Genomic DNA, 25975 nt, shown 5'->3' on the forward strand with positions numbered 1-25975 from the left:
ATGCAATTTCGCGAGCTGATGGCCGTTATTTCCACCCATGCGATCCGCCTTCAACAGGACGATGAAGACCTGGTCATTCTGGGCAACGACGACGCGCTGGACGACGCGTTGTGGGACAGCCTCGCCAAGCACAAGGCGCAATTGCTGGAACTGGTGGCGAGCCACGGCGGCGACTGGTCGAGCCCGGCCCTGCGCATCACCCCGGACATGCTGCCGCTGGTGGAACTGGATCAGCCGGCCATCGACCGCATCGTGGACACTGTGCCGGGCGGCGTGGCGAATGTGCAGGACATCTATCCGCTGGCGCCGTTGCAGGAGGGCATGCTGTATCTGCACCTGGCGGCCGGTGAAGGTGATCTGTATGTGCAACAGGCACAGTTCACCTTCGACAATCACGAGCGCCTCGACGCATTTGCCCAGGCGTTGCAATGGGTGATCGACCGTCACGACATTCTGCGTACCTCGTTTGTCTGGGAACGCCTGGACGAGCCGGTGCAAGTGGTATGGCGCCAGGCACCGCTGGTCTGCGAAGAGGTGCAGCTCGACACCTCCACGGATGTGTTCAGCCAGTTGCAGGCGCGTTACGACGCCCGCCACTTGCGCCTCGATCTGCAACAGGCGCCGTTGCTGCGGCTGGTCTATGCCCGGGATCCGGCGCAGGACCGGATCGTCGCGCTATTGCTGTTCCATCACATGATCATCGACCACGTGGCGCTGGACGTGGTGCGCCGGGAAATCCAGGCCTGGCTGCAAGGGCAAAGCGAACACGTCGCGCCGGCGGTGCCGTTTCGCAATCACCTGGCGCGGGCGCGCATGGCGCTCGATGAGCAGGCCCACGAAACGTTTTTCCGGGAGATGCTCGGTGACATCGACGAGCCGACGTTGCCGTGGGGCTTGCAGGATGTTCACGGCGGCGGACAGGACTTCGAAGACGCGCAACTGACGCTCAGCGACGCACTGAACCTGCGACTGCGCACGCAGGCGCGGCAACTCGGCGTGAGCGTGGCGAGCCTGATGCACCTGGCGCTGGCGCGGGTATTGGGCCAATTGTCCGGGCGCACCTCGGTGGTGTTCGGCACCGTGTTGCTGGGGCGGATGGAGGCGGGCGACGGCGGCGAGCAGGCGTTGGGCATGTTCATCAACACCTTGCCGCTGCGGGTCGATGTCGGTGCGCTAAGCGTTTACGACGGCGTGCTCGCCACGCACCGTCGGTTGAGCGCATTGCTCGCCCACGAACAGGCCTCGCTGGCACTGGCCCAGCGTTGCAGCGCGCTGAGCGCGCAGACCCCGTTGTTCAGCGCCATGCTCAACTATCGCCACAGTGCTGTCGGTGATGTTGCCGAGGTGATCGAACTGGCGCCCGGCGTCCAGGTCCTGAGTGGCAAGGAACCGACCAACTACCCGCTGACCCTGAGCGTCGATGACCTGGGCAGTGGTTTCCGGTTGTCCGCCATCGCCCCGACCGGCATTGGCGCCGAACGCGTCTGCGGCTACGTGCAAACCGCACTCGACGGCTTGCTCGATGCTCTGGAACAGTCGCCTGAGACGCTGATCCACCAGTTGCCGATTTTGCCGACGCATGAGCGGCAACAGTTGCTGGTGGACTTCAATGACAGCCGCGTCGATGTCGATCTGCAACAGACCGTTCACCGCCTGTTCGAGGCTCAAGTCGAGCGCACGCCGCAGGCCATCGCCTTGCAGGCCGATGCGCAGCAACTGACATACGTCGAACTCAATGCACGGGCCAATCGCCTGGCTCACCGATTGTGTGAACTGGGTGTCGGGCCGGATACGCCCGTAGCAATCTGCGTCGAGCGCGGGCCTGAACTGGTGGTCGGCCTGCTGGGCATTCTCAAGGCTGGCGGCGCTTATGTGCCGCTGGATCCGGCGTACCCGGTGGAGCGCCTGAATTACATGCTCAAGGACAGCGCCCCGATGGCGGTGCTGGTGCATGGCGCGACCCGGACGATGTTCGAGGCGGGTGGCGTGCCGTTGCTCGATTTCGATCAGGATCACTGGCAGGACTACCCCGAGCACAATCCTCAGGTGCCGGGCCTGAACGCTTCGAACCTGGCCTACGTGATCTACACCTCGGGCTCTACCGGCACGCCGAAAGGGGTGATGGTCGAGCACCGTGGCCTGGGCAATCTGCTTCATTGGAGTTCGCAGGTGTGCCCGCCCGTGGCGGACGGCGCCCTGTTGCAGAAAACGCCTTACAGTTTCGATGCCTCGGTCTGGGAGCTGTTCTGGCCTCTGACGGCAGGCCTGCGCCTGGTGCTGGCGCGCCCCGACGCACACTTCGAACCAGCGTATCTGACGCAAGTGGTGTGCGAGCAGTGCATCAGCGTGATTCAGTTTGTCCCGGCGCTGCTGCAACAGTTCCTCGAGGTGGAAGACGTCAGCCAGTGCACCAGCCTCACGGATGTTTTCTGTGGCGGCGGCGAGCTGACCCCGGCGTTGGCCCGTCAAGTGCGCGAGCGTCTGCCGCAGGTGCGTTTGCACAACGTCTACGGCCCGACCGAAGCCACGGTCGACAGCACGGTGTGGACGCTGGAGCCGTCGATGCCGGTGCCAGAAGCTCTGCTGCCAATCGGCCGGCCAGTCAGCAACACCCGTTTGTATATTCTCGATGAACAGTTGCAGCCGCTGCCGCTGGGCGTGGCCGGTGAGTTGTACATCGGCGGGGTGCAAGTGACGCGTGGATACCTGAATCTTGCATCGCTCACCGCCGAGCGTTTCCTCGAGGATCCGTTCAGCGATCAGCCGAACGCCCGGCTGTACCGTACCGGTGACCTGTGCCGCTATCGGGACGATGGCAACCTTGAATATCTCGGTCGCAATGACGATCAGGTAAAGATTCGCGGCTTGCGCATTGAACCGGGCGAAATCCAGGCGCGGCTGATTCAACTCGACACCGTGCTCGCCGCCGAAGTGCTGGTGCGCGAAGACGTGGCTGGCGAACCTCGGCTGGTGGCGTACTACACCGGCGAGCCGCTGGAGATCGGCGAACTGCGCAGCCATCTGCTGGAGCAATTGCCGGATTACATGGTGCCGACGGCGTTCGTCCATCTTGACGCCATGCCCCTGAGCCCCAACGGCAAACTCGACCGCAAGGCCTTGCCGGCGCCGGATCAAGGCAGCCAGTTGCTGCGCGGGTACGAGGCTCCGGTCGGCGATGTGGAATGTCGCATCGCCGAGATCTGGCAGACCTTGCTGAACGTCGAACAGGTCGGGCGGCATGACAATTTCTTCGAACTGGGCGGCCATTCCTTGCTGGCGGTGAAACTGGTCGAGCGCATGCGCCAGCAGGAATTGAGCTGCGATGTGCGGGTCCTGTTCGGCCGGCCTACCGTGGCGGAACTGGCGGCAACCCTGGGCGCGTCGTCCAGCGTTCAAGTGCCGGTCAATCGCATCAGCCCTGATTGCCAACGCATCACCCCAGACATGCTGCCTCTGGCCACGCTGGATCAGGCCGGTATCGACCGGGTGGTGAAAAGCGTTCCCGGCGGTGTCGCCAACGTGCAGGACATCTATGCGCTGGCGCCGTTGCAGGCGGGGATTCTGTATCACCACATGGCTGCGACTGCCGGCGATCCTTATGTGTTGCAGGCGCAGTTCGTGTTTGACGGGATCAAGTCGATCAAGGCGTTCGTCCGCGCCGTCAACGTGGTGATCGCACGCCACGACATCCTGCGTTCCAGCGTGGTCTGGGAAGGCCTCGAAGAGCCGGTGCAAGTGGTCTGGCGTGCGGCGCCATTGGCGCTTGAGCGGGTGGATGAGGAAACACTGGAAGGCGACGTGCTGCAACAGATGCAGGCGCGTTTCGACCCGCGTGAGTATCGTCTGAATCTGGGCCGCGCACCGATGATGCGTTTTGCCTACACCGAGGACCCACAGCAACAACGCTGGGTCGGCATCCTGCTGATGCACCACCTGATGCTCGATCACACCGCGCTGGAAGTGCTGGTGAGCGAGATGAACAGCGTGCTGCATGGCCACGCCGCCGAACTGGCGACCCCGGTGCAGTACCGCAACTACGTCGCGCAGGCACGGCTTGGCGCGGATGTCGAGGCGCACGAAGGATTTTTCCGCGACATGCTCGGCGACATCGACGAGCCGACCCTGGCGTTCGGCGTGCAGGACGTGCACGGCGACGGTAGTGCTGTAGTCGACAGTCAACTCACGCTGGATACCGCGCTGGCCTTGCGTCTGCGCGAGCAGGCGCGCCGGCTCGGTATCAGCGTGGCGAGTCTGGCGCACCAGGCCTGGGCGCAGGTCCTGGCGCAGATTTCCGGCCGGGACGAGGTGGTGTTCGGCACGGTGTTGCTGGGCCGGATGCAGGGCGGCGAGGGCGCCGACCGGGCGTTGGGCCTGTTTATCAACACCTTGCCGCTGCGCGTCAGCGTGAATGCCACGGCGGTGCGCGAAAGCGTGCTCGCCACCCATGAACGGCTGGCGCAATTGCTCGCGCATGAGCAAGCGTCGCTGGCATTGGCCCAGCGTTGCAGCGGGGTTTGCGGCTCGCTGCCGCTGTTCGGCACGTTGCTCAACTATCGCCACAGTGCACCGCAGGCTGCGGGGCTGACCCTCGATGGCATTGAATTGCTCAGCTCCCGCGAGCGCAGCAACTATCCGCTGGTGGTCAGCGTCGATGACCTTGGCGAAGGCTTGCGTCTGAGTGTGCAAGCGGTGCCGGGCATCGACGGTGCGCGGGTCTGCGAGTACATCAATGTCGCCTTCGACAGTTTGGTGCAGGCGCTGGAGCAGACGCCGCAACTGAGTGTCGATCAGTTGTCGATTTTGCCGCTGGATGAACGTCGGCAATTGCTCGTCGATTTCAACGCCACTCAACGGGATTACCCGGCGGCGTTGACGGTTCATCGTCTGTTCGAACAGCAGGTGACGAAGCATCCGCAAGCCATGGCAGCGGTGCATGGCAACACCGCGTTGACCTATGAAGAACTGAATCAACGGGCCAACCGACTGGCCCATCACTTGATCGGCCTCGGCGTGCAACCGGACGACCGGGTTGCACTCTGTGTGCGTCGCGGCCCGCAGATGCTGGTCGGGCTGCTGGCGATTTTCAAGGCTGGCGCCGGTTATGTGCCGGTGGATCCGGCGCACCCGGCGGAGCGCATCGCCTACCTGTTGCAGGACAGCGATCCGGTGGCCGTGCTCGCACAGGCTTCCACCCGGGAGCTGCTGGGCATGATGCCGGTGATCGATCTGGACAGCGACGCCTGGCAACACCTGCCTGACACTAACCCAACCCTGCCGTACTTGACCCCGACGCACCTGGCGTACGTGATCTACACCTCGGGCTCCACCGGCCAGCCGAAAGGGGTGATGGTTGAACACGCGACCCTGGAAAACCTCGTGCACTGGCACGCCGAAGCCTTCGACCTGCACGCCGGCAGCCACACCGCCAGCGTTGCGGGGTTCGGTTTCGATGCGATGGCCTGGGAAGTCTGGCCAGCGCTGTGCGTCGGCGCGACCCTGCACTTGCCGCCGGAGTCGGTGAGCAATGAGCACCTGGACGAGTTGCTCGACTGGTGGCGAGCGCAGCCGTTGCAGGTGAGTTTCCTGCCGACGCCGGTGGCCGAATATGCGTTCAGCCGCGAGTTGCAACACCCGACTTTGCGTACCTTGCTGATCGGCGGCGACAAGCTGCGTCAGTTCAATCGGGAGCAGACCTTTGCGGTGATCAACAACTACGGCCCGACCGAGGCCACGGTGGTCGCGACGTCCGGCCCGGTTGAAGTGGGTCAATCGCTGCACATCGGCCGGCCGATTGCCAACGCCAAGGTTTACATTCTGGATGACCAGCAACGGCCAGTGCCGGTGGGCGTCACCGGTGAGTTGTACGTCGCCGGCGCCGGTGTGGCGCGGGGTTACCTGAACCGTCCTGAAATGACCACCGAACGCTTTCTCGCCGACCCGTTCAGCGACCAGCCACGGGCGCGGATGTACCGCACTGGCGACCTTGCGCGCTGGCTGGCGGACGGCAACATCGAGTACCTGGGCCGCAACGACGATCAGGTGAAACTGCGCGGTGTGCGGGTTGAACTGGGAGAAATCGAAGCCGCGCTGGTCAGTCACCAGGCGGTGCAGGACGCGGTGGCACTGGTACGCGACGGGCAATTGCTGGTGTGGTTTACCGAGCGAGCGCCGACCGACATCGAAGCTCTGCGCAATCATCTGCAAACGCTTCTGCCGCAAGCGCTGATCCCGGTGGCTTACGTGCGACTCGACGCCTTGCCGCTGACCGCCAACGGCAAACTCGACCGCAAGGCCTTGCCGGAGCCGGATCAAAGCGCGTGGCTCAGCCGCGAATACGAAGCTCCGCAAGGCCCGGTAGAAAACGCGCTGGCACAGGTCTGGGCCGACGTGTTGAAGCTGGAAAAGGTTGGACGTCACGACAACTTCTTCGAGCTGGGCGGCCACTCGTTGCTGGCAGTCACCCTGATCGAACGCCTGCGCCAGATCGGCCTCAACACTGACGTGCGCGTGCTGTTCAGCCAGCCGACTTTGGCCGCCTTGGCCGCAGCGGTAGGCAGTGGTCGCGAAATCGAAGTGCCGGCCAACCGCATTCCTGCTGATTGCACCCACATCACCCCGGACCTGCTGAGCCTGGCCGAACTGGATCAGCCGAGCATCGACCGCATCGTTGCCACGGTGCCCGGCGGCGCCGTGAACGTGCAGGACATTTATCCGCTGGCGCCGTTGCAGGAAGGCATCCTTTATCACCACTTGAGCGCGGAGCACGGCGACCCGTACCTGCTGCAATCGCGGCTGGCCTTCGACAGTGTCGAGCGTCTGCGCACCTTCACCGACACCTTGCAGCAGGTCATCGCACGGCACGACATCCTGCGCACCAGCGTTGTCCACGAAGGCCTGGCGAACCCTCATCAAGTGGTGTGGCGCCACGCCGAGCTGGCCGTGCAGCACGTAACGCTGGATCCGGCGCAGGGTGACATCCTCGAGCAGTTGCACGAGCGTTTCGACGCCCGTCACTACCGCCTCGACATCAGCCAGGCGCCCCTGCTGCGCATGGTCTATGCCGAAGACCCGAAACAGCAGCGCGTGGTGGCGATCCTGCTGTCCCATCACCTGATCCTCGATCACACCGCGCTGGAGGTGATCGTCGATGAAATGCGCGGTGTGATGTTCGGTGAGATCGACCACCTTTCGGCGCCGATCCCTTATCGCAACTATGTCGCCCAGGCACGCCTGGGGCTCAGCGAGCAGGAACACGAAGCTTTTTTCCGCGAGATGCTCGGCGACATTGACGAACCAACGCTACCGCTGGGTCTGCGGGATGTGCAGGGCGACGGTCACGGCGTCGAGGAAGCGCTGCAACCGGTGGCTGCCGAACTCAACGGACGTCTGCGTGAACAGGCGCGGCAACTGGGCGTGAGCGCGGCCAGCCTGATGCACCTGGCCTGGGCGCAAGTGCTGGGCGTGCTGTCGAACCGCCGCGATGTGGTGTTCGGCACGGTGATGATGGGTCGGATGCAAGGTGGCGATGGCGCCGACCGGGCGCTGGGGGTATTCATCAACACCTTGCCGCTGCGCATCGATGTCGGTGCTGGTGCGCGGGACGGCGTCAAGGCAACCCATGCGCGACTGACCACATTGCTGGGGCATGAACACGCCTCGCTGGCGCTGGCCCAGCGTTGCAGTGGTGTCGCGGCGTCGTCGCCGTTGTTCAGTGCCTTGTTCAACTACCGTCACAGTGCACCTGCACAGCCGTCGCAGAACGGCCAGGGTATCTGGGAGGGCGTGCAAAAACTCGGGGGTGAAGAGCGCACCAACTACCCGTTGACCCTGAGCGTGGACGATCTGGGTGAAGGCTTTGCCTTGTCGGTTCTGGCGGTTAGCCAGATCGGCGCGCAACGGATTTGCAGCTATATGCACACGGCGCTGGAGCACCTGGTGCAGGCGCTGGAACAGACGCCGCAAAAGCCGCTGAACCGTTTGCCGATCCTTTCGACGGCGGAACTGGAACGTCTGGTCGAGGGTTTCAATCCTCCGGTCACGGCCTATCCCCGTGGCGCAACGATTCACGCAATGATCGAGGTTCAGGCCGAGCGCAATCCGCAGGCCCTCGCCGTGATTCAAGGTGCGCAACAGCTGACCTACGGTCAGCTCAATCAACGCGCCAACCGACTGGCCCATCACTTGATCGGCCTTGGCGTGCAACCGGACGACCGCGTCGCGCTCTGCGTGCGTCGCGGCCCGCAGATGCTGGTCGGGCTGCTGGCGATTCTCAAGGCCGGCGCCGGTTATGTGCCGGTGGATCCGGCGCACCCGGCGGAGCGCATCGCCTACCTGTTGCAGGACAGCGATCCGGTGGCCGTGCTCGCACAGGCTTCCACCCGGGAGCTGCTGGGCATGATGCCGGTGATCGATCTGGACAGCGACGCCTGGCAACACCTGCCTGACACTAACCCAACCCTGCCGTACTTGACCCCGACGCACCTGGCGTACGTGATCTACACCTCGGGCTCCACCGGCCAGCCGAAAGGGGTGATGGTCGAACACGCGACCCTGGAAAACCTCGTGCATTGGCACGCCGAAGCCTTCGACCTGCACGCCGGCAGCCATACCGCCAGCGTTGCGGGGTTCGGTTTCGATGCGATGGCCTGGGAAGTCTGGCCGGCGCTGTGCGTCGGCGCGACCCTGCACCTGCCGCCGGAATCGGTGAGCAATGAGCACCTGGACGAGTTGCTCGACTGGTGGCGAGCGCAGCCGTTGCAGGTGAGTTTCCTGCCAACGCCGGTGGCCGAATACGCCTTCAGCCGCGAGCTGCAACACCCGACCCTGCGCACCTTGCTGATCGGTGGCGACAAGCTGCGCCAGTTCAATCGTGAGCAAACCTTCGCGGTGATCAACAACTACGGTCCGACCGAGGCCACGGTGGTCGCCACGTCCGGCCCGGTGGACATCGGGCAACCACTGCACATCGGTCGTCCGATGGCCAACGCCCGCATCTATCTGCTCGATGACCAGCAACGTCCGGTGCCGGTGGGTGTGACGGGCGAGTTGTACGTCGCCGGCGCTGGCGTGGCGCGGGGTTATCTGAAACGTCCCGACCTGACCGCCGAACGCTTTCTCACCGACCCGTTCAGCGATCAGCCGCAGGCGCGGATGTATCGCACCGGCGACCTCGCGCGCTGGCTGGCGGACGGCAATATCGAATACCTGGGCCGCAACGACGATCAGGTGAAACTGCGCGGTGTGCGGGTCGAGCTGGGAGAAATCGAAGCGGCGCTGGCCAGTCATCCGGCGGTGCAGGACGCGGTGGCGCTGGTACGCGACGGGCAGTTGCTGGTGTGGTTCACCGAGCGTGCGCCGACTGCTATCGAAGCCTTGCGCAATCATCTGCAAGGGCTTCTGCCGCAAGCCTTGATCCCGGCGGCTTACGTGCGACTCGACGCCTTGCCGCTCACCGCCAACGGCAAACTCGACCGCAAGGCCTTGCCGGAACCGGATCAGAACGCCTGGCTCAGCCGCGAATATGAAGCCCCGCAAGGTGCGGTAGAAACTGCGTTGGCGCAGATCTGGGCCGATGTCCTGAAACTGGAAAAAGTCGGTCGTCACGACAACTTCTTCGAACTGGGCGGTCATTCGCTGCTGGCCGTGAGCCTGATCGAACGCCTGCGCCAGATCGGCCTGAACACCGACGTGCGCGTGCTGTTCAGTCAGCCGACCCTGGCCGCACTGGCGGCTGCGGTGGGCAGTGGTCGCGAAATCGAAGTGCCGGCCAACCGCATTCCAACTGATTGCAGCCACATCACCCCGGACTTGCTGAGCCTGGCCGAACTGGATCAGCCGAGCATCGATCGGATCATTGCCACGGTGCCGGGCGGCGCCGCCAACGTGCAGGACATTTATCCGCTGGCGCCGTTGCAGGAAGGCATCCTTTATCACCACTTGAGCGCGGAGCACGGCGACCCGTACCTGCTGCAATCGCGGCTGGCCTTCGACAGCGTCGAACGGGTCGAGAGCTTCGCGGTGGCGCTGCGTCAGGTCATGGCACGCCACGACATCCTGCGCACGGCGGTGATCTGGCAGGAACTGGCCGAACCGATGCAAGTCGTCTGGCGTCATGTCGAGTTGCCGGTGCAGGAAATCGTGCTCGACCCGGCGGATGGCGACGTCCTTGAGCAGCTGCACGGACGTTTCGATGCCCGTCACTACCGCCTCGACATCAGCCAGGCACCGTTGCTGCGTCTGGTGTATGCCCGTGATCCGGCTCACGACCGGGTGGTCGCGATGTTGCTGTTCCACCATGTCGTGATGGACCACACCGCGCTGGACGTGGTGCAGCACGAAATGCTCGCCTGCCTGCAAGGACGCCAAGCCTCGCTGGGGGCGGCCGTGCCTTATCGTAATTACGTGGCGCAGGCGCGGCTGGGTGTCAGCGAGCAGGAGCACGAAGCGTTCTTCCGCGACATGCTCGGCGATATCGACGAGCCGACCCTGCCGTTCGGCTTGCAGGATGTACAAGGTGACGGTGGCGACATCGAGGAAACGCAACAGGCCCTGACCGCCGCCATCGGTCAGCGTCTGCGCAGCCTGGCCCGACAACTGGGTATCAGCGTGGCCAGCCTGTTCCACCTCGCGTGGGCGCAGGTACTGGCGGCGACGTCCGGGCAGGAACAGGTGGTGTTCGGCACGGTGCTGATGGGCCGGATGCAGGGCGGCGAAGGGGCTGACCGGGCGTTGGGGATGTTCATCAACACCTTGCCGCTGCGGGTCGATCTCGGTGAAACCTCGGTGCGCGAAGGGGCTCGGGCGACTCATTCGCGACTCAGCGCATTGCTCGGCCATGAGCACGCGTCATTGGCGCTGGCCCAGCGTTGCAGCGGTGTGGCCGCACCGTCGCCGCTGTTCAGTTCGATGCTCAACTACCGGCACAGCGCCGACGAGGCGCAACAGCAAAACGTGCGTCAGGCCTGGCAAGGCATCGAGACCCTGAGCAGCGAAGAGCGCACCAACTATCCGCTGAGCCTGGGTGTCGATGATCTGGGCAACGGGTTCGTGCTCACCGCCATGACCCCCGCGAGCATCGGTTCGCGGCGGATCTGCGATTACATGCAGACCGCGCTGGAAAAACTGGCGGACGCCCTGGAACAGTCGCCGGATCAGCCGCTGAATCGCTTGCCGATCCTTGAAGGCGCAGAACGTCAGCAGGTGCTGTACGACCTTAACGTCACCGGCACCGCAGACGATCTGGACCAAACCGTTCACGCACTCTTCGAAGCGCAAGTCCAACGCACACCGCAAGCCATCGCATTGCAAGCCGGTGAACAGCGGCTGACCTACGCCGAACTCAACGCACAGGCCAATCGTCTGGCTCATCACCTGCGTGAACTGGGCGTGGGGCCGGATTCGCGGGTGGCGATCTGTGTCGAGCGGGGGCTGGAACTGATGGTCGGTCTGCTCGGTATTCTCAAGGCGGGCGGTGCCTATGTGCCGCTGGACCCGGCGTATCCGGCGGAACGTCTGGATTACATGCTCAAGGACAGCGCCCCGGTGGTGGTGCTGGTACATGGGGCGACTCGCGCATTGCTCGACGGAAGCACTGCCTTGGTGATCGATCTGGATCAGGATCACTGGCAATTCAACCCGGACTACAACCCGCAAGTGCCGGGCCTCAATGCCGCAAACCTCGCCTACGTGATCTACACCTCCGGTTCGACCGGTGCGCCGAAAGGCGTGATGGTCGAGCACCGTGGCGTGGGCAACCTGTTGCACTGGAGTTCGCAGCTGTGTCCCGTCGTGACGGACAGTGCCCTGTTGCAGAAAACCCCGTTCAGTTTCGATGCCTCGGTCTGGGAGCTGTTCTGGCCGTTGAGCGCCGGTCTGCGGCTGGTGCTGGCGCGCCCTGACGGACACCGCGAGCCGGCGTATCTGGCGCAGGTGATTCGAGAGCAGCGGATCAGCGTGATCCAGTTTGTGCCGGTGCTGTTGCAACAGTTCCTTGAACAGGACGAGGTCAGCCAGTGCAGCAGTCTCACCGATGTGTTCTGTGGCGGTGGTGACCTGACCCCGGCGCTGGCTCGCCGAGTGCGCGAGCGTCTTCCGCAAGTGCGTTTGCACAACGTCTACGGCCCGACTGAAGCGACGGTCGACAGCACGGTGTGGACCCTGGAACCGTCGATGTCGGTGCCGGACAGCGCGTTGCCGATCGGACGGCCGATCAACAACACCCGCCTGTACGTACTCGACGCCGCCGAGCGGCCAGTGCCGATGGGCGTCATCGGTCAGCTGTTCATTGGCGGTGCCGGGGTTGCGCGGGGTTATCTGGGGTTGCCGCAGTTGATGGCTGAACGGTTTATCCCGAGCCCGTTCGTGGCGGGCGACCGGTTGTACGCCACGGGCGACCTGGTGCGCTACCGCGCCGATGGCCAGCTCGAATTCATCGGGCGCAACGACTTCCAGGTAAAACTGCGTGGCCTGCGCCTTGAGCCGGGTGAAATCGAAGCGCAGCTGCTCAGCCATCCAGCCCTGCGTGAAGCCGTGGTGCTGGTGCGTGAAGAACGTCTGGTGGCGTACTTCACCTGGCACGCCGAGGCCGGGCAACCGGGGATCGAGGCGTTGCGCGAACACTTGCTCGCACGCCTGGCCGATTACATGGTGCCGTCGGCATTCGTAGCGCTCGATGGCCTGCCACTGAGCCCCAACGGCAAGGTGGATCGCAAGGCGTTGCCGGCCCCCGGTGCCGAATCGGTGCTGGTGCGTGAATACGAGCCTCCCGTCGGCGAGACCGAAATCGCCCTGGCCCGGTTGTGGGCCGAGGTGCTGAAAGTCGCGCGAGTCGGGCGTCACGATCACTTCTTTGAACTGGGCGGGCACTCCCTGCTGGCAGTGAGCTTGATCGAGCGCATGCGCCAGATCGGCCTGAGTACAGATGTGCGGGTGCTGTTCAGTCAGCCGACCCTGGCCGCACTGGCTGCGGCCGTGGGCAGCGGTCGCGAAATCGAAGTGCCGGTCAACCGCATCGCGGCCGATTGCACCCGCATCACCCCGGACATGCTGACGCTGGTCACGCTCGATCAGGCCGCCATCGAGCGCGTGGTGTCCAGCGTGCCGGGCGGCGCCGCCAACGTGCAGGATATCTACCCGCTGGCACCGTTGCAGGAAGGCATTCTTTACCACCACTTGAGTGCGGGAGAGGGTGATCCCTACCTGCTGCAATCGCGGCTGGCGTTCGACAGCCTTGAACGTCTGCAGCGTTTCAGCGCGGCGTTGCAACACGTCATCGACCGCCATGACGTGCTGCGTACGGGCGTGGTGTGGGAAGGCTTGAGCGTGCCGGTGCAGGTTGTGTGGCGTCAGGCTGAACTCGTGGTGCAGGAGGTCATGCTCGAACCTGCGGCTGGCGACATTCTTGAGCAGTTGCATGCCCGGTTCGATGCCCGACATTACCGCCTCGATATCGCCCAGGCGCCGTTGCTGCGCCTGGTGTATGCCCGGGATCCGGCCCATGACCGGGTGGTGGCGATGCTGCTGTTCCATCACATCGTGCTCGACCACGCCGCGCTGGAAGTGGTGCGCCATGAAATGCAGGCGTACTTGCGCGGGGCTGACGAGCCGTTGCCTGCAGCAGTGCCGTACCGCAATTACGTGGCGCAGGCGCGGCTGGGCGTTTCGGAGTCGGAACATGAAGCTTTCTTCCGCGACATGCTCGGCGACATCGACGAGCCGACCCTGCCGTTCAGCCTGCGCGATGTGCGCGGCGACGGACGCGGTATCGAGGAAGTGCAGCAGGTACTCGACAACGGCCTGAACCTGCGTCTGCGCAGTCAGGCGCGGCAGATGGGTATCAGCGTGGCCAGCCTGTTCCACCTTGCCTGGGCCCAGGTACTGGCGGCCACTTCCGGGCAAGACAACGTGGTGTTCGGCACCGTGCTGATGGGCCGGATGCAGGGGGGCCAGGGCGCCGACCGCGCGCTGGGCATGTTCATCAACACCTTGCCGTTGCGGGTCGATCTGGGGGAGATCCCGGTGCGTGAAGCGGTCAAGGCGACGCATCAGCGCCTCACCGCGTTGCTGGGGCATGAGCACGCTTCGCTGGCATTGGCCCAGCGTTGCAGCGGGATCGCGGCACCGTCGCCGCTGTTCAGCGCGATGCTCAACTATCGACACAGCCACGGTTCAGTGCATTCGGACAGCGTGATCCAGGCCTGGCAGGGCATCGAGACCCTCAGCAGTGAAGAGCGCACCAACTACCCGCTGAGCCTGAACGTCGATGACCTGGGCAACGGCTTCTCGCTGATTGCCATGGTGCCGACGGACATTGGCGCGCAGCGGATTTGCGGCTACATGCAAACGGCGTTGATGGCGTTGGTGGATGCGCTGGAGCAGGCACCGACGCAGGCGATGAATCGCTTGCCGATTCTTGAGGGGGCAGAGCGGCAGCGGCTGTTGTTCGACTTGAATGCTACGGACGTCGGCTACGACCTTCAGCAGAGCATCCATGGTTTGTTCGAGGCGCAGGTCGCGCGGTCGCCGCAGGCTGTGGCGGTACTTTCCGGCGAACAGCGGCTGAGCTATGCCGAGCTGAACGCTCGGGCCAACCGTTTGGCCCATCACCTGCGCGGACTGGGCGTTGGCCCGGATGCGCGAGTGGCGATCTGCGTCGAGCGCGGGCTGGAGATGGTGGTCGGGCTGCTGGCCATTCTGAAGGCTGGCGGCGGTTATGTGCCGCTGGACCCGGCGTATCCGCTGGAGCGTCTGGCCTACATGCTGGAGGACAGCGCGCCGTCGGCAGTGTTGGTGCAGGGTTCGACTCGTGGGTTGTTGGGTGAAGTCGCGGTGCCGGTGGTCGATCTTGATCACCAGAATTGGCAATCACTGTCGTCCGATAACCCTTCGGTCGATGGATTGACCCCGCAGCACACGGCCTACGTGATCTACACCTCCGGCTCGACCGGCCAACCGAAAGGCGTGATCAACGAGCATTTCGGGGTGGTCAACCGCTTGCTGTGGATGCAGGACGCTTATCGTCTGACGGCTGAGGACGTGGTGCTACAGAAAACCCCGTTCAGCTTCGACGTTTCGGTCTGGGAGTTTTTCTGGCCACTGATGACTGGCGCCCGATTGGTTATGGCGCGCCCTGGCGGACACAAGGATCCGCTGTACCTGAGCGAAGTGATCGAGCGCGAACGCATCACCACGCTGCACTTCGTGCCGTCGATGCTCGACGTGTTCCTCGCCCATGGTGACACCGCCCGTTGCAACGGTTTGAGTCAGGTGATGTGCAGCGGTGAAGCATTGCCGGGCAGTCTGGTGCGGCGCTTCAAGCAGCAGTTGCCGGGTAGCGGATTGCACAATTTGTACGGCCCGACCGAAGCGGCAGTGGACGTTACGGCCTGGGATTGCGCCGGGCCGCTGGAGCAAACGCCGGACAACACACCCATCGGCAAACCGATCGCCAACACCCGGATGTACATCCTTGATGCCCAGCAACAACCGGTACCGCAAGGCGTGGTCGGCGAGCTGTACATCGGTGGTGTGCAAGTGGCGCGCGGTTATCTGAACCGTCCTGAACTCAGCGCCGAACGTTTCCTTCAGGATCCGTTCCAGCCAAACGGCCGCATGTACCGCACCGGCGACGTCGCCCGCTATCTCGCGGACGGCAACATCGAATACCTGAGCCGCAACGACGATCAGGTGAAGATCCGTGGCCTGCGCATCGAACTGGGTGAAATCCAGTCACGCCTGACCGACATCGGAGGCGTGCAGGAGGCGGCGGTGCTGGCTCGCGAAGATGTGCCGGGAGACAAGCGTCTGGTTGCCTACTACACCGGCGCGCGTCTGGAAATCGATGTGCTGCGCGGTCATCTGCTGGAGCACCTGCCGGATTACATGGTGCCTGCGGTATTCGTGCACCTCGATGCATTGCCGCTGAGCCCGAACGGCAAACTCGACCGCAAGGCCTTGCCGGCACCGGATCAAGCCTCGGTCATCACCCGCGAATACGAAGCACCAGTCGGCGAAGTGGAAATTCTCCTCGCCGGACTCTGGGCCGAACTGCTCAACGTGGAACGGGTAGGGCGCCACGACAACTTTTTTGAACTGGGCGGGCACTCATTGCTGGCGGTCAGTCTGATCGGCCGGTTACGTCAGGAAGGCATGGAAGCCGAGGTCAGGGCGTTGTTCGAACAACCCACCCTGGCCGGTTACGCCGCAATTACGGAAAGAATGGAGATCGTCCTGTGAACGTGATCGAACTGTTGGCAACACTCAAAGCAAAAGACATCCAGTTGGCGGTCACCGACGACCAGTTGCGCGTACAGGGCAACAAACAGGCGCTGAGCGATCCGGCGGTGCTGGCGCTGTTGCGCGAGCACAAACCGGCGCTGATCGAGCTGATCAAGGCCGGGCAATATTCAGCCACCAAGAGCGGTCAGGTCGACGTGCCGGCCAATGGCATTGCCCCCGGAACCACGCGAATTACCCCGGCGATGCTGACCTTGGCCGAACTCGATCAGGCGACCATCGATCGTCTGGTCGCCGACGTGCCGGGCGGTGCTGCCAATGTGCAGGACATCTACCCGTTGGCACCGTTGCAGGAAGGCATTCTTTATCACCATGTCAGCGCCACGCAGGGCGACCCCTACGTGATGCAGGCGCATTTCGCCTTTGCCGATCGCGGACGCTTGAACGCTTTTGTCCAGGCTTTGCAGGCTGTGATCGATCGCCACGACATCCTCCGTACGGCGGTGGTCTGGGATGGGCTGGATACGCCGCAGCAAATGGTCTGGCGTGAGGCCCAACTGCCGGTGGAAGAGGTCGTGCCAACCGAAGGCGATGCGCTGGCGTATTTGCATGAACGTTTCGATGCCCGGGAATTTCGCATGGACGTGGGCCGGGCGCCGATGATGCGTCTGGCCCATGCCTGGGATGAAGCCGGGCAACGAGTCGTCGCTACACTGCTGTTTCATCACATGGCACTGGATCACTCGGCACTCGACGTGGTGCGCCATGAGATGCGCGCGTTCCTTACGGGGCAGGGCAATCTGCTGGGGCGGCCGGTCGCGTTTCGTGATTACGTGGCGCAGGCGCGGCTGGGTGTCAGCGAGCGCGAACACGAGACGTTCTTCCGCGACATGCTCGGTGATATCGACGAGCCGACCTTGCCGTTCGGTTTGCAGGATGTGCAGGGCGACGGGCACGGCATCACCGAACTGAGCGTGCCGGTCGAACCCATATTGAGCCAACGCCTGCGGGGGCAGGCGCGGCAGCTTGGGGTGAGCGCGGCCAGTCTGTTCCACCTGGCCTGGGCGCAGGTGCTGGCCACGCTCGCCGGCAAGCAACGTGTGGTGTTCGGCACGGTGTTGATGGGACGTCTGCAAGGCGCCGAAGCCACCGACCGGGCGCTGGGCATCTTCATCAACACCTTGCCGGTGCGAGTCGATGTCGACACCCAGAGCGTGCGCAGCGCCGTGCAGGCGATCCACGCACGCCTGACCACCTTGATGCGCCATGAACACGCGCCGCTGGCGCTGGCCCAGCGCTGCAGCAGCGTGGCTGCACCGACGCCGCTGTTCAGCGCCTTGCTCAATTACCGCCACAGCCATGGCGCCGGATCGGCCAGCGCACAAACCCTGTCGGCGTGGGAAGGCATCACCACCCTGCATTCGGAAGAGCGCACCAATTATCCCCTGACCCTGAGTATCGATGACCTGGGCGACGCCTTCAGCCTGACCTTGCTCGCCACCACTGAGGTCGATCCGCAACGGGTGTGCGACTACATGCTCGGTGCCCTGAACGGTCTGGTGTCTGCGCTGGAACAGGCGCCGGATTCGCCGATCAGCCAGGTTCCGATTCTGCCCGACGCGGAGCGTGAGCAGATCCTGCGCGGCTTCAACGCCACCCGGGCCGACTATCCGCAAGCGCTGACCATTCATCAGCGTTTCGAGGCGCAAGTCATCGAGCGGCCGGAAGCGGTGGCGGCGGTGTTCCTCGGTGAACAAGTGACCTATGCCGAGCTGAACCTGCACGCCAATGCCCTGGCCCATCATCTGATCAGCCTGGGCGTTCGCCCCGATGATCGCGTGGCCATCGTTGCCCGCCGAGGGCTGGATACGCTGGCCGGGCTGCTGGCGATTCTCAAGGCCGGGGCCGGCTACGTACCGGTCGACCCGGTGCATCCGACCGAACGCCTGAGCTACCTGCTCAGCGACAGCGCCCCGGTTGTGGTGCTGACCCAGAGCGATCTACGCGATCGCCTGCCGACGCTGGACGTCCCGGTGATCGATCTCGACCGCCGTACCTGGCCACTGAGTCTGGCCCTTGACCCGCAAGTACCAGGTCTGACCTGCGAGCATCTCGCCTACGTGATCTACACCTCGGGCTCGACCGGTCTGCCCAAGGGCGTGATGGTCGAACACCGCACCCTGTCCAACCTCGTCGACTGGCACTGTGGTGCGTTCGATCTGTGCGCCGGTCGCCACACGTCAAGCCTTGCCGGGTTCGGCTTCGACGCCATGGCCTGGGAAGTCTGGCCGGCCCTGTGTGCCGGCGCGACCTTGCACCTGGCCCCGGCCCGTGACGGCAACGAAGACATCGACGCCTTGCTCGACTGGTGGCGCGCGCAACCGCTGGATGTGAGCTTCTTGCCAACGCCGGTGGCCGAATACGCCTTTGGCCAGAACCTCGAACACCCGACCTTGCGCACGCTGCTGATCGGTGGCGATCGCTTGCGGCAGTTCAGCCGTCACCAGCATTTTGATGTGATCAACAACTACGGTCCGACCGAAGCCACAGTGGTGGCGACCTCGGGCAAGATCGACGCAGGACAGACGCTGCACATCGGTCGGCCAGTGAGCAATGCCACGATCTATCTGCTGGATGAGCAGCAACGTCCTGTGCCCATCGGGGTGGCGGGGGAGTTGTATGTCGGTGGCGCCGGGGTTGCCCGGGGTTATCTGAATCGTCCGGAGCTGACGGCCGAACGCTTTCTCGACGATCCGTTCAACAGTGGGCGCATGTACCGCACCGGTGACCTGGCGCGCTGGCAGGACGACGGCACCCTCGAATACCTGGGACGCAACGACGATCAGGTGAAAATCCGGGGTGTGCGCATCGAGCTGGGCGAGATTGAAACCCGTCTCAACCAGCTCCCCGGTATCCAGGAAGCGGTATTGCTGGCCCGTGAAGACGAACCCGGCCAGCCGCGCCTCGTCGCCTATTACACCGAGCAGGCTCAGGTCGAACCGCAACCGGTGGCTGAGCTGCGCGCCTGTCTGCTGGCGCAGTTGCCCGAGTACATGGTGCCAGCGGCCTTCGTGCGGCTGGACGCGTTGCCACTGACCGCCAACGGCAAGGTCGACCGCAAGGCCTTGCCGGCACCGGATCGCGCGGCGTTGTTCACCCGCGAGTACGAAGCACCGCAAGGCGAACTGGAAACCGCGTTGGCGCGGATCTGGGGGGAGGTGCTGCAAGTCGAGCGGGTCGGGCGACATGACCACTTTTTCGAACTGGGTGGCCACTCGCTGCTGGCGATGCGCATGGTGTCTCAGGTTCGCCAACGCCTGGGGGTCGAGTTGGTCCTGAGCGAGCTGTTTGCCAATGCCGAGCTGTCAGCGGTCGCAGAAGTGCTGGCCCAGGCCGGACGCAGCTCGCAACCGGCGATTGTCCCAGTGCCTCGTGACGGCGCGCTGCCGCTGTCGTTTGCCCAGCAACGGCTGTGGTTTCTGGCGCGGATGGAGGGGGTCAACACGGCCTACAACATCCCGCTGGGTCTGCGCCTGCGCGGTCATCTCGATGAGGCGGCGTTGCAACGGGCGTTGGCACGGATCATTGATCGTCACGAAACCCTGCGCAGTCGTTTTGTCCCGCGCGACGATGACGTGCAGGTGATGATTGCCCCGGTCGACAGCGACGCGTTGCTGCGGGTCGAAGATCTGCGTCAGCAGCCACGCGCCGCCGAAGCCTTGCAGGCTTTGCTCCGTGAACAGGCCTCAACCCCATTCGATTTGCAGCACGATCCGTTGATTCGCGGGCGTTTGGTCTGGCTGGCCGACGATCACCATGTGCTGCTGTTGACCTTGCACCACATCATCTCCGACGGCTGGTCGATGGGCGTGCTGACCCGTGAATTGATGGCGCTGTATCAGGCGTTCAGCCAGGGTGAGGCCGACCCGCTGCCGCCACTGGCGCTGCAATACGCTGACTACGCGATCTGGCAGCGCCGCTGGTTGAGTGGTGAAGTGCTGCAACGTCAGAGCGATTACTGGCAGCAAAATCTGGCCGGGGCCCCGAGCTTGCTGGTGCTGCCGACCGACCGCCCGCGTCCGGCGCAACAGGATTACACCGGCAGCAGCGTCGAGTTCCGGCTCGACGAATCGCTGAGCGCCGGGCTCAAGGCGCTGAGCCAGCGGCACGGCGTGACGATGTACATGACGATGGTGAGCGCCTGGGCGCTGCTGCTCAGCCGCTTGTCCGGCCAGTCGGACGTGGTGATCGGCTCGCCGATTGCCAACCGTGGCCGGGCGGAAATCGAAGGGCTGATCGGGTTGTTCATCAATACCCTGGCCCTGCGCATCGACACATCCGGCGGGCTCAGCGTCGAAGCGCTGCTGGGTCGGGTCAAAATGCTTACATTGCAGGCTCAGGCTCATCAGGATTTGCCGTTCGAGCAAGTGGTGGAAGTCACCCGGCCGGCGCGCAGCCTGTCACACAGTCCGTTGTTCCAGACCACGTTGAGCTGGGAAAACAGCGTTGGGCCGGCGCTGGAACTGGGTGAGCTGGCACTGGAAAGCGTGGCCGGTCCGACCCGTTTCGCCAAGTTCGACCTGTCACTGACCCTCGGCGAAACCCGCGAGGGAATTCGCGGAGCGCTGGAGTACGCCACGGCGTTGTTCGATGAGTCGACGATCCAGCGTTATGCCGGTTACTTCGAGCAACTGCTGCACGCGATGGTTGCCAACGATCAGGCGTCTCTGGAACAGCTCGAGATGGTTCAGGCCCACGAGCGTGAACAGTTGCTGGTTGCGTTCAACGACACGCACGCGGATTTTGTGTCGGGGCTGACCATTGCGCAGCGATTCGAAGCACAAGTGATCGAACGGCCCGAGGCGGTTGCGGCAATTTGTCAGGGACAGGTGTTGACCTTTGCCGAGCTGAACCGACAGGCCAATACGTTGGCTCATCACCTGATCGGGCTGGGCGTTCGCCCTGACGATCGCGTGGCCATCGTCGCCCGGCGCGGGCTCGACACACTGGTCGGGCTGATGGCCATTCTCAAGGCCGGGGCCGGTTATGTGCCGGTGGATCCGGCGCACCCGGCGGAGCGTTTGCACTATCTGCTGAGCGACAGTGCGCCCGTAGCGGTGCTGTGCCTGAGTGATTTGCGTGAACGCTTGCCGGCGCTCGATGTGCCGGTGATCGATCTTGATTTGCGTACCTGGCCGGACACCGAAACCGGCAATCCACAAGTGCCAGGTCTGACCTGCGAACACCTGGCCTACGTCATCTACACCTCGGGCTCCACCGGTTTGCCCAAGGGTGTGATGGTCGAACACCACACCTTGAGCAACCTCGTCGACTGGCATTGCAAGGCGTTCGATCTGTGCGCCGGGCGCCACACCTCGAGCCTCGCCGGATTCGGCTTCGACGCCATGGCCTGGGAGGTCTGGCCGGCCCTGTGCGCCGGCGCGACCCTGCACCTGGCGCCGGTCCGCGATGGCAGCGAAGACGTGGACGCGCTGCTCGACTGGTGGCGTGCGCAGCCGCTGGACGTGAGCTTCCTGCCGACACCGGTGGCCGAATACGCCTTCAGCCAGAATCTCGAACACCCGACCCTGCGAACACTGCTGATCGGCGGCGACCGTCTGCGTCAGTTCAACCGTCAGCAGTCGTTCGATGTGGTCAACAACTACGGCCCGACCGAGGCGACGGTGGTTGCCACCTCGGGCATTGTCGAGGCAGGGCAGGCGCTGCACATCGGCAAACCGATCGCCAACGCGACGGTGTACCTGCTCGACGGACAGCAGCGCCCGGTGCCGATTGGCGTGGCCGGGGAACTGTATGTGGGTGGCGCCGGTGTGGCCCGGGGTTACCTGAATCGTGCGGATCTGACTGAAGAGCGCTTCCTGCGCGACCCGTTCAACCACGGCCGGATGTACCGCACGGGTGACCTGGCGCGCTGGCGCGCCGACGGTTCCATCGAGTACCTGGGGCGCAACGACGATCAGGTGAAAATCCGTGGCGTGCGCGTCGAGTTGGGGGAAATCGAAACCCGCTTGAACCAGTTGCCCGGCATCCAGGAAGCGGTGCTGGTAGCCCGTGAAGACGAACCCGGGCAGGTGCGACTGGTAGCGTATTTCACTGAACAGACGCAGGGCGAAGCGCTGGCTGTGTCCGACCTGAGGGCGCATCTGCTTAGTCAACTGCCGGAATACATGGTGCCGGTGGCCTTCGTCAGGCTCGACGCGCTGCCGCTGACCGCCAACGGCAAGGTCGACCGCAAGGCCTTGCCAGCGCCGGATCGCAGCGCCTTGTTCACCCGCGACTATCAAGCACCACAAGGTGAACTGGAAACCACCCTGGCGCAGATCTGGGCCGAAGTGCTGCAGGTCGAACAGGTTGGACGTCATGATCACTTTTTTGAGCTGGGCGGCCACTCGCTGCTGGCCATGCGCATGCTGTCTCAGGTGCGCCAGCGGTTGGGGGTGGAACTGACGCTCGCCGAGCTGTTCGCCAATGCCGAACTGGCAGCGGTCGCCGAGGTGCTGGCCCAGGCCGGGCGCTGTACGCAACCGGCGATCATGCCGGTGCCGCGTGATGGCGCGCTGCCGTTGTCGTTCGCCCAGCAACGGTTGTGGTTCATGGCGCAGCTGGAAGGTGCGAACACCGCCTACAACATTCCCCTCGGCCTGCGCCTGCGCGGTCGCCTCGACGAAGCGGCCCTGCAACGGGCATTGGCGCGGATCGTCGAGCGTCACGAAACCCTGCGCAGCCGCTTCGCCCAGTTCAACGATGAAGCCCAGGTGCTGATCGCGCCGCTCGACAGCGGTGTGCTGCTGCGGGTCGAGGACTTGCGCCAGCACCCGCAGGCCGACGAAGCCTTGCTCGCGCTGGTTCAGGGTGAAGCCTCGGGGCCGTTCGATTTGCAGGACGATCCGTTGATTCGCGGACGTCTGGTGCGACTGGCCGATGATCATCATGTGCTGCTGCTGACCCTGCACCACATCATCTCCGATGGCTGGTCGATGGGCGTGCTGACCCGCGAACTGATGGCGCTGTACCAGGCGTTCAGCCATGGTGAGGCCGATCCGCTGCCGCCACTGGCATTGCAGTACACCGATTACGCCATGTGGCAGCGCCGCTGGCTGAGCGGCGAAGTCTTGCAGCGTCAGAGCGAATACTGGCAGCAGACCCTGGCCGGTGCGCCGGCCTTGCTGATGCTGCCGACCGATCGTCCACGCCCGGCCCAGCAGGACTACGCCGGCAGCAGTGTCGACATTCGGCTGGATGAGCGTTTGAGCGCAGGGCTCAAGGCGCTGTGTCAGCGGCATGGTGTGACGCCTTACATGGCGGTGATGAGTGCGTGGGCAATGTTGCTCGGTCGCTTGTCCGGGCAGTCGGACGTGGTGATCGGCTCGCCGGTCGCCAATCGCAACCGGGCGGAAATCGAAGGGTTGATCGGGCTGTTCGTCAATACGCTTGCAGTACGCATCGACACTTCGGGCGCGCTCAGCGTCGAAGCGTTGCTGGCGCGGGTCAAGGCGTCCACGCTGGAGGCTCAGGCCCATCAGGATCTGCCGTTCGAACAGGTGGTGGAAATCACCCGGCCGGTGCGCAGCCTGTCCCACAGCCCGTTGTTCCAGACGCTGCTGAGCTGGGACAGCGGCAGTGGTGCGACGCTGGCCCTCGGTGATCTGACGCTGGAAGGCGTGGCCGAGCCGAGCCACTTCGCCAAGTTCGATCTGTCGCTGACATTGGGCGAGGCGCAAGGCGTGATCCGGGGTTCGCTGGAATACGCCACGGCGCTGTTCGATGAATCGACGATCCAGCGTTATGCCGGTTACTTGCAGCAGTTGTTGCAGGCCATGGTCAGCAACGATCAGGTACTGCTGGAGCAGGTTGATGTGCTGGCGGAGGATGAACGTCGGCATTTGCTGCGTGGCTTCAATGCCACTGACGTTGACTACGACCTTCAGCAGAGCATTCACGGTCTGTTCGAGGCGCAGGTCTTGCGGTCGCCGCAGGCTGTGGCAGTACTCTCCGGTGAACAGCAACTGAGTTATTTCGAACTGAACCGGCAGGCCAATCGCTTGGCGCATCACTTGCGCGACCTGGGCGTCGGCCCGGATGCGCGGGTGGCGATCTGCGTCGAGCGGGGGCTGGAGATGGTGGTCGGGCTGCTGGCGATTCTGAAAGCTGGCGGCGGTTATGTGCCGCTGGATCCGGCGTATCCGCTGGAGCGTCTGGCTTACATGCTGGAAGACAGCGCGCCGTCGGCGGTGCTGGTACAGGGTTCGACTCGCGGGTTGTTGGGCGAGGTGGTGGTGCCGGTGGTCGATCTGGATCACGACACCTGGCAAGCGTTGTCGGCGGATAACCCTTCGGTCGATGGACTGACTCCGCAACACACGGCTTACGTGATTTACACCTCCGGCTCCACCGGTCAGCCGAAAGGCGTGATCAACGAGCATTCCGGGGTGGTCAACCGTCTGCTGTGGATGCAGGACGCCTATCGCCTGAGCGCGGAAGATTCAGTGCTGCAAAAGACGCCATTCAGTTTTGACGTGTCAGTCTGGGAATTCTTCTGGCCACTGATGACCGGTGCGCGACTGGTGATGGCCCGTCCTGGAGGTCATAAAGATCCGCTGTACCTGAGCGAAGTGATCGAGCGCGAACGCATCACCACGCTGCACTTCGTGCCGTCGATGCTCGACGTGTTCCTCGCCCATGGTGACACCGCCCGTTGCAACGGTTTGAGTCAGGTGATGTGCAGCGGTGAAGCATTGCCGGGCAGTCTGGTGCGGCGCTTCAAGCAGCAGTTGCCGGGTAGCGGATTGCACAATTTGTACGGCCCGACCGAAGCGGCAGTGGACGTTACGGCCTGGGATTGCGCCGGGCCGCTGGAGCAAACGCCGGACAACACCCCGATCGGCAAACCGATCGCCAACACCCGGATTTACATCCTCGATGTCCAGCAACAACCGGTGCCGCAAGGCGTGGTCGGCGAGCTGTATATCGGCGGCGTGCAAGTGGCGCGCGGTTATCTGAACCGTCCAGAGCTCAGCGCCGAGCGGTTCCTCGACGATCCATTCCAGCCCAACGGCCGGATGTACCGCACCGGCGACGTCGCCCGTTACCTGGCCGACGGCAACATCGAATACCTGGGCCGCAACGACGATCAGGTGAAGATTCGTGGCCTGCGCATCGAACTGGGTGAAATCCAGTCACGCCTGACCGACATCGGAGGCGTGCAGGAGGCGGCGGTGCTGGCCCGCGAAGACGTGCCGGGAGACAAACGACTGGTGGCTTATTACACCGGCGCCCGGTTGGAAATCGACGTGCTGCGCGGCCATCTGCTGGAGCACCTGCCGGATTACATGGTGCCTGCGGTGTTCGTGCATCTGGAGGCGCTGCCGCTGAGCCCGAACGGCAAGCTCGACCGCAAGGCCTTGCCGGCACCGGATCAAGCCTCGGTGATCACTCGCGAGTACGAAGCACCGGTCGGCGAGGTGGAAATTCTCTTGGCCGGACTGTGGGCCGAACTGCTCAAGGTGGAGCGGGTAGGGCGACACGACAACTTCTTCGAACTGGGCGGGCATTCGCTGATGGCGGTCAATCTGGTGGCGCGGATGCGCCATGTCGGGCTGACGGCTGATGTGCGCGTCCTGTTCAACCAGCCGACGCTCGCCGCACTGGCCGCTGCGGTCGGCGATGAGACGGAGAGCGAAATCCCGGCCAACCGGATTGCGCCGGATTGCAAGCACATCAC

2 protein-coding genes (1 of these 2 only partly in view) are annotated in these 25975 nt (G+C 64.0%); both read left to right on the forward strand.

The features are described 5' to 3' along the window. Positions 1-16233: an amino acid adenylation domain-containing protein gene (locus ACW9HX_RS00430; RefSeq protein ID WP_457379017.1), complete on the forward strand. Its 16233-nt coding sequence runs from the start codon at positions 1-3 to the stop codon at positions 16231-16233. Beyond that, positions 16230-25975, forward strand: the 5' portion of a protein-coding gene (locus tag ACW9HX_RS00435) for an amino acid adenylation domain-containing protein (protein WP_457379018.1). It continues 4906 nt past the right edge of the window; 9746 of the gene's 14652 nt are visible here — the first part of the coding sequence; the start codon lies at positions 16230-16232; its stop codon lies off the right edge, out of view. The genes ACW9HX_RS00430 and ACW9HX_RS00435 overlap by 4 nt, the downstream gene beginning before the upstream one ends.

The organism is Pseudomonas sp. SDO52101_S400 (assembly GCF_054071635.1).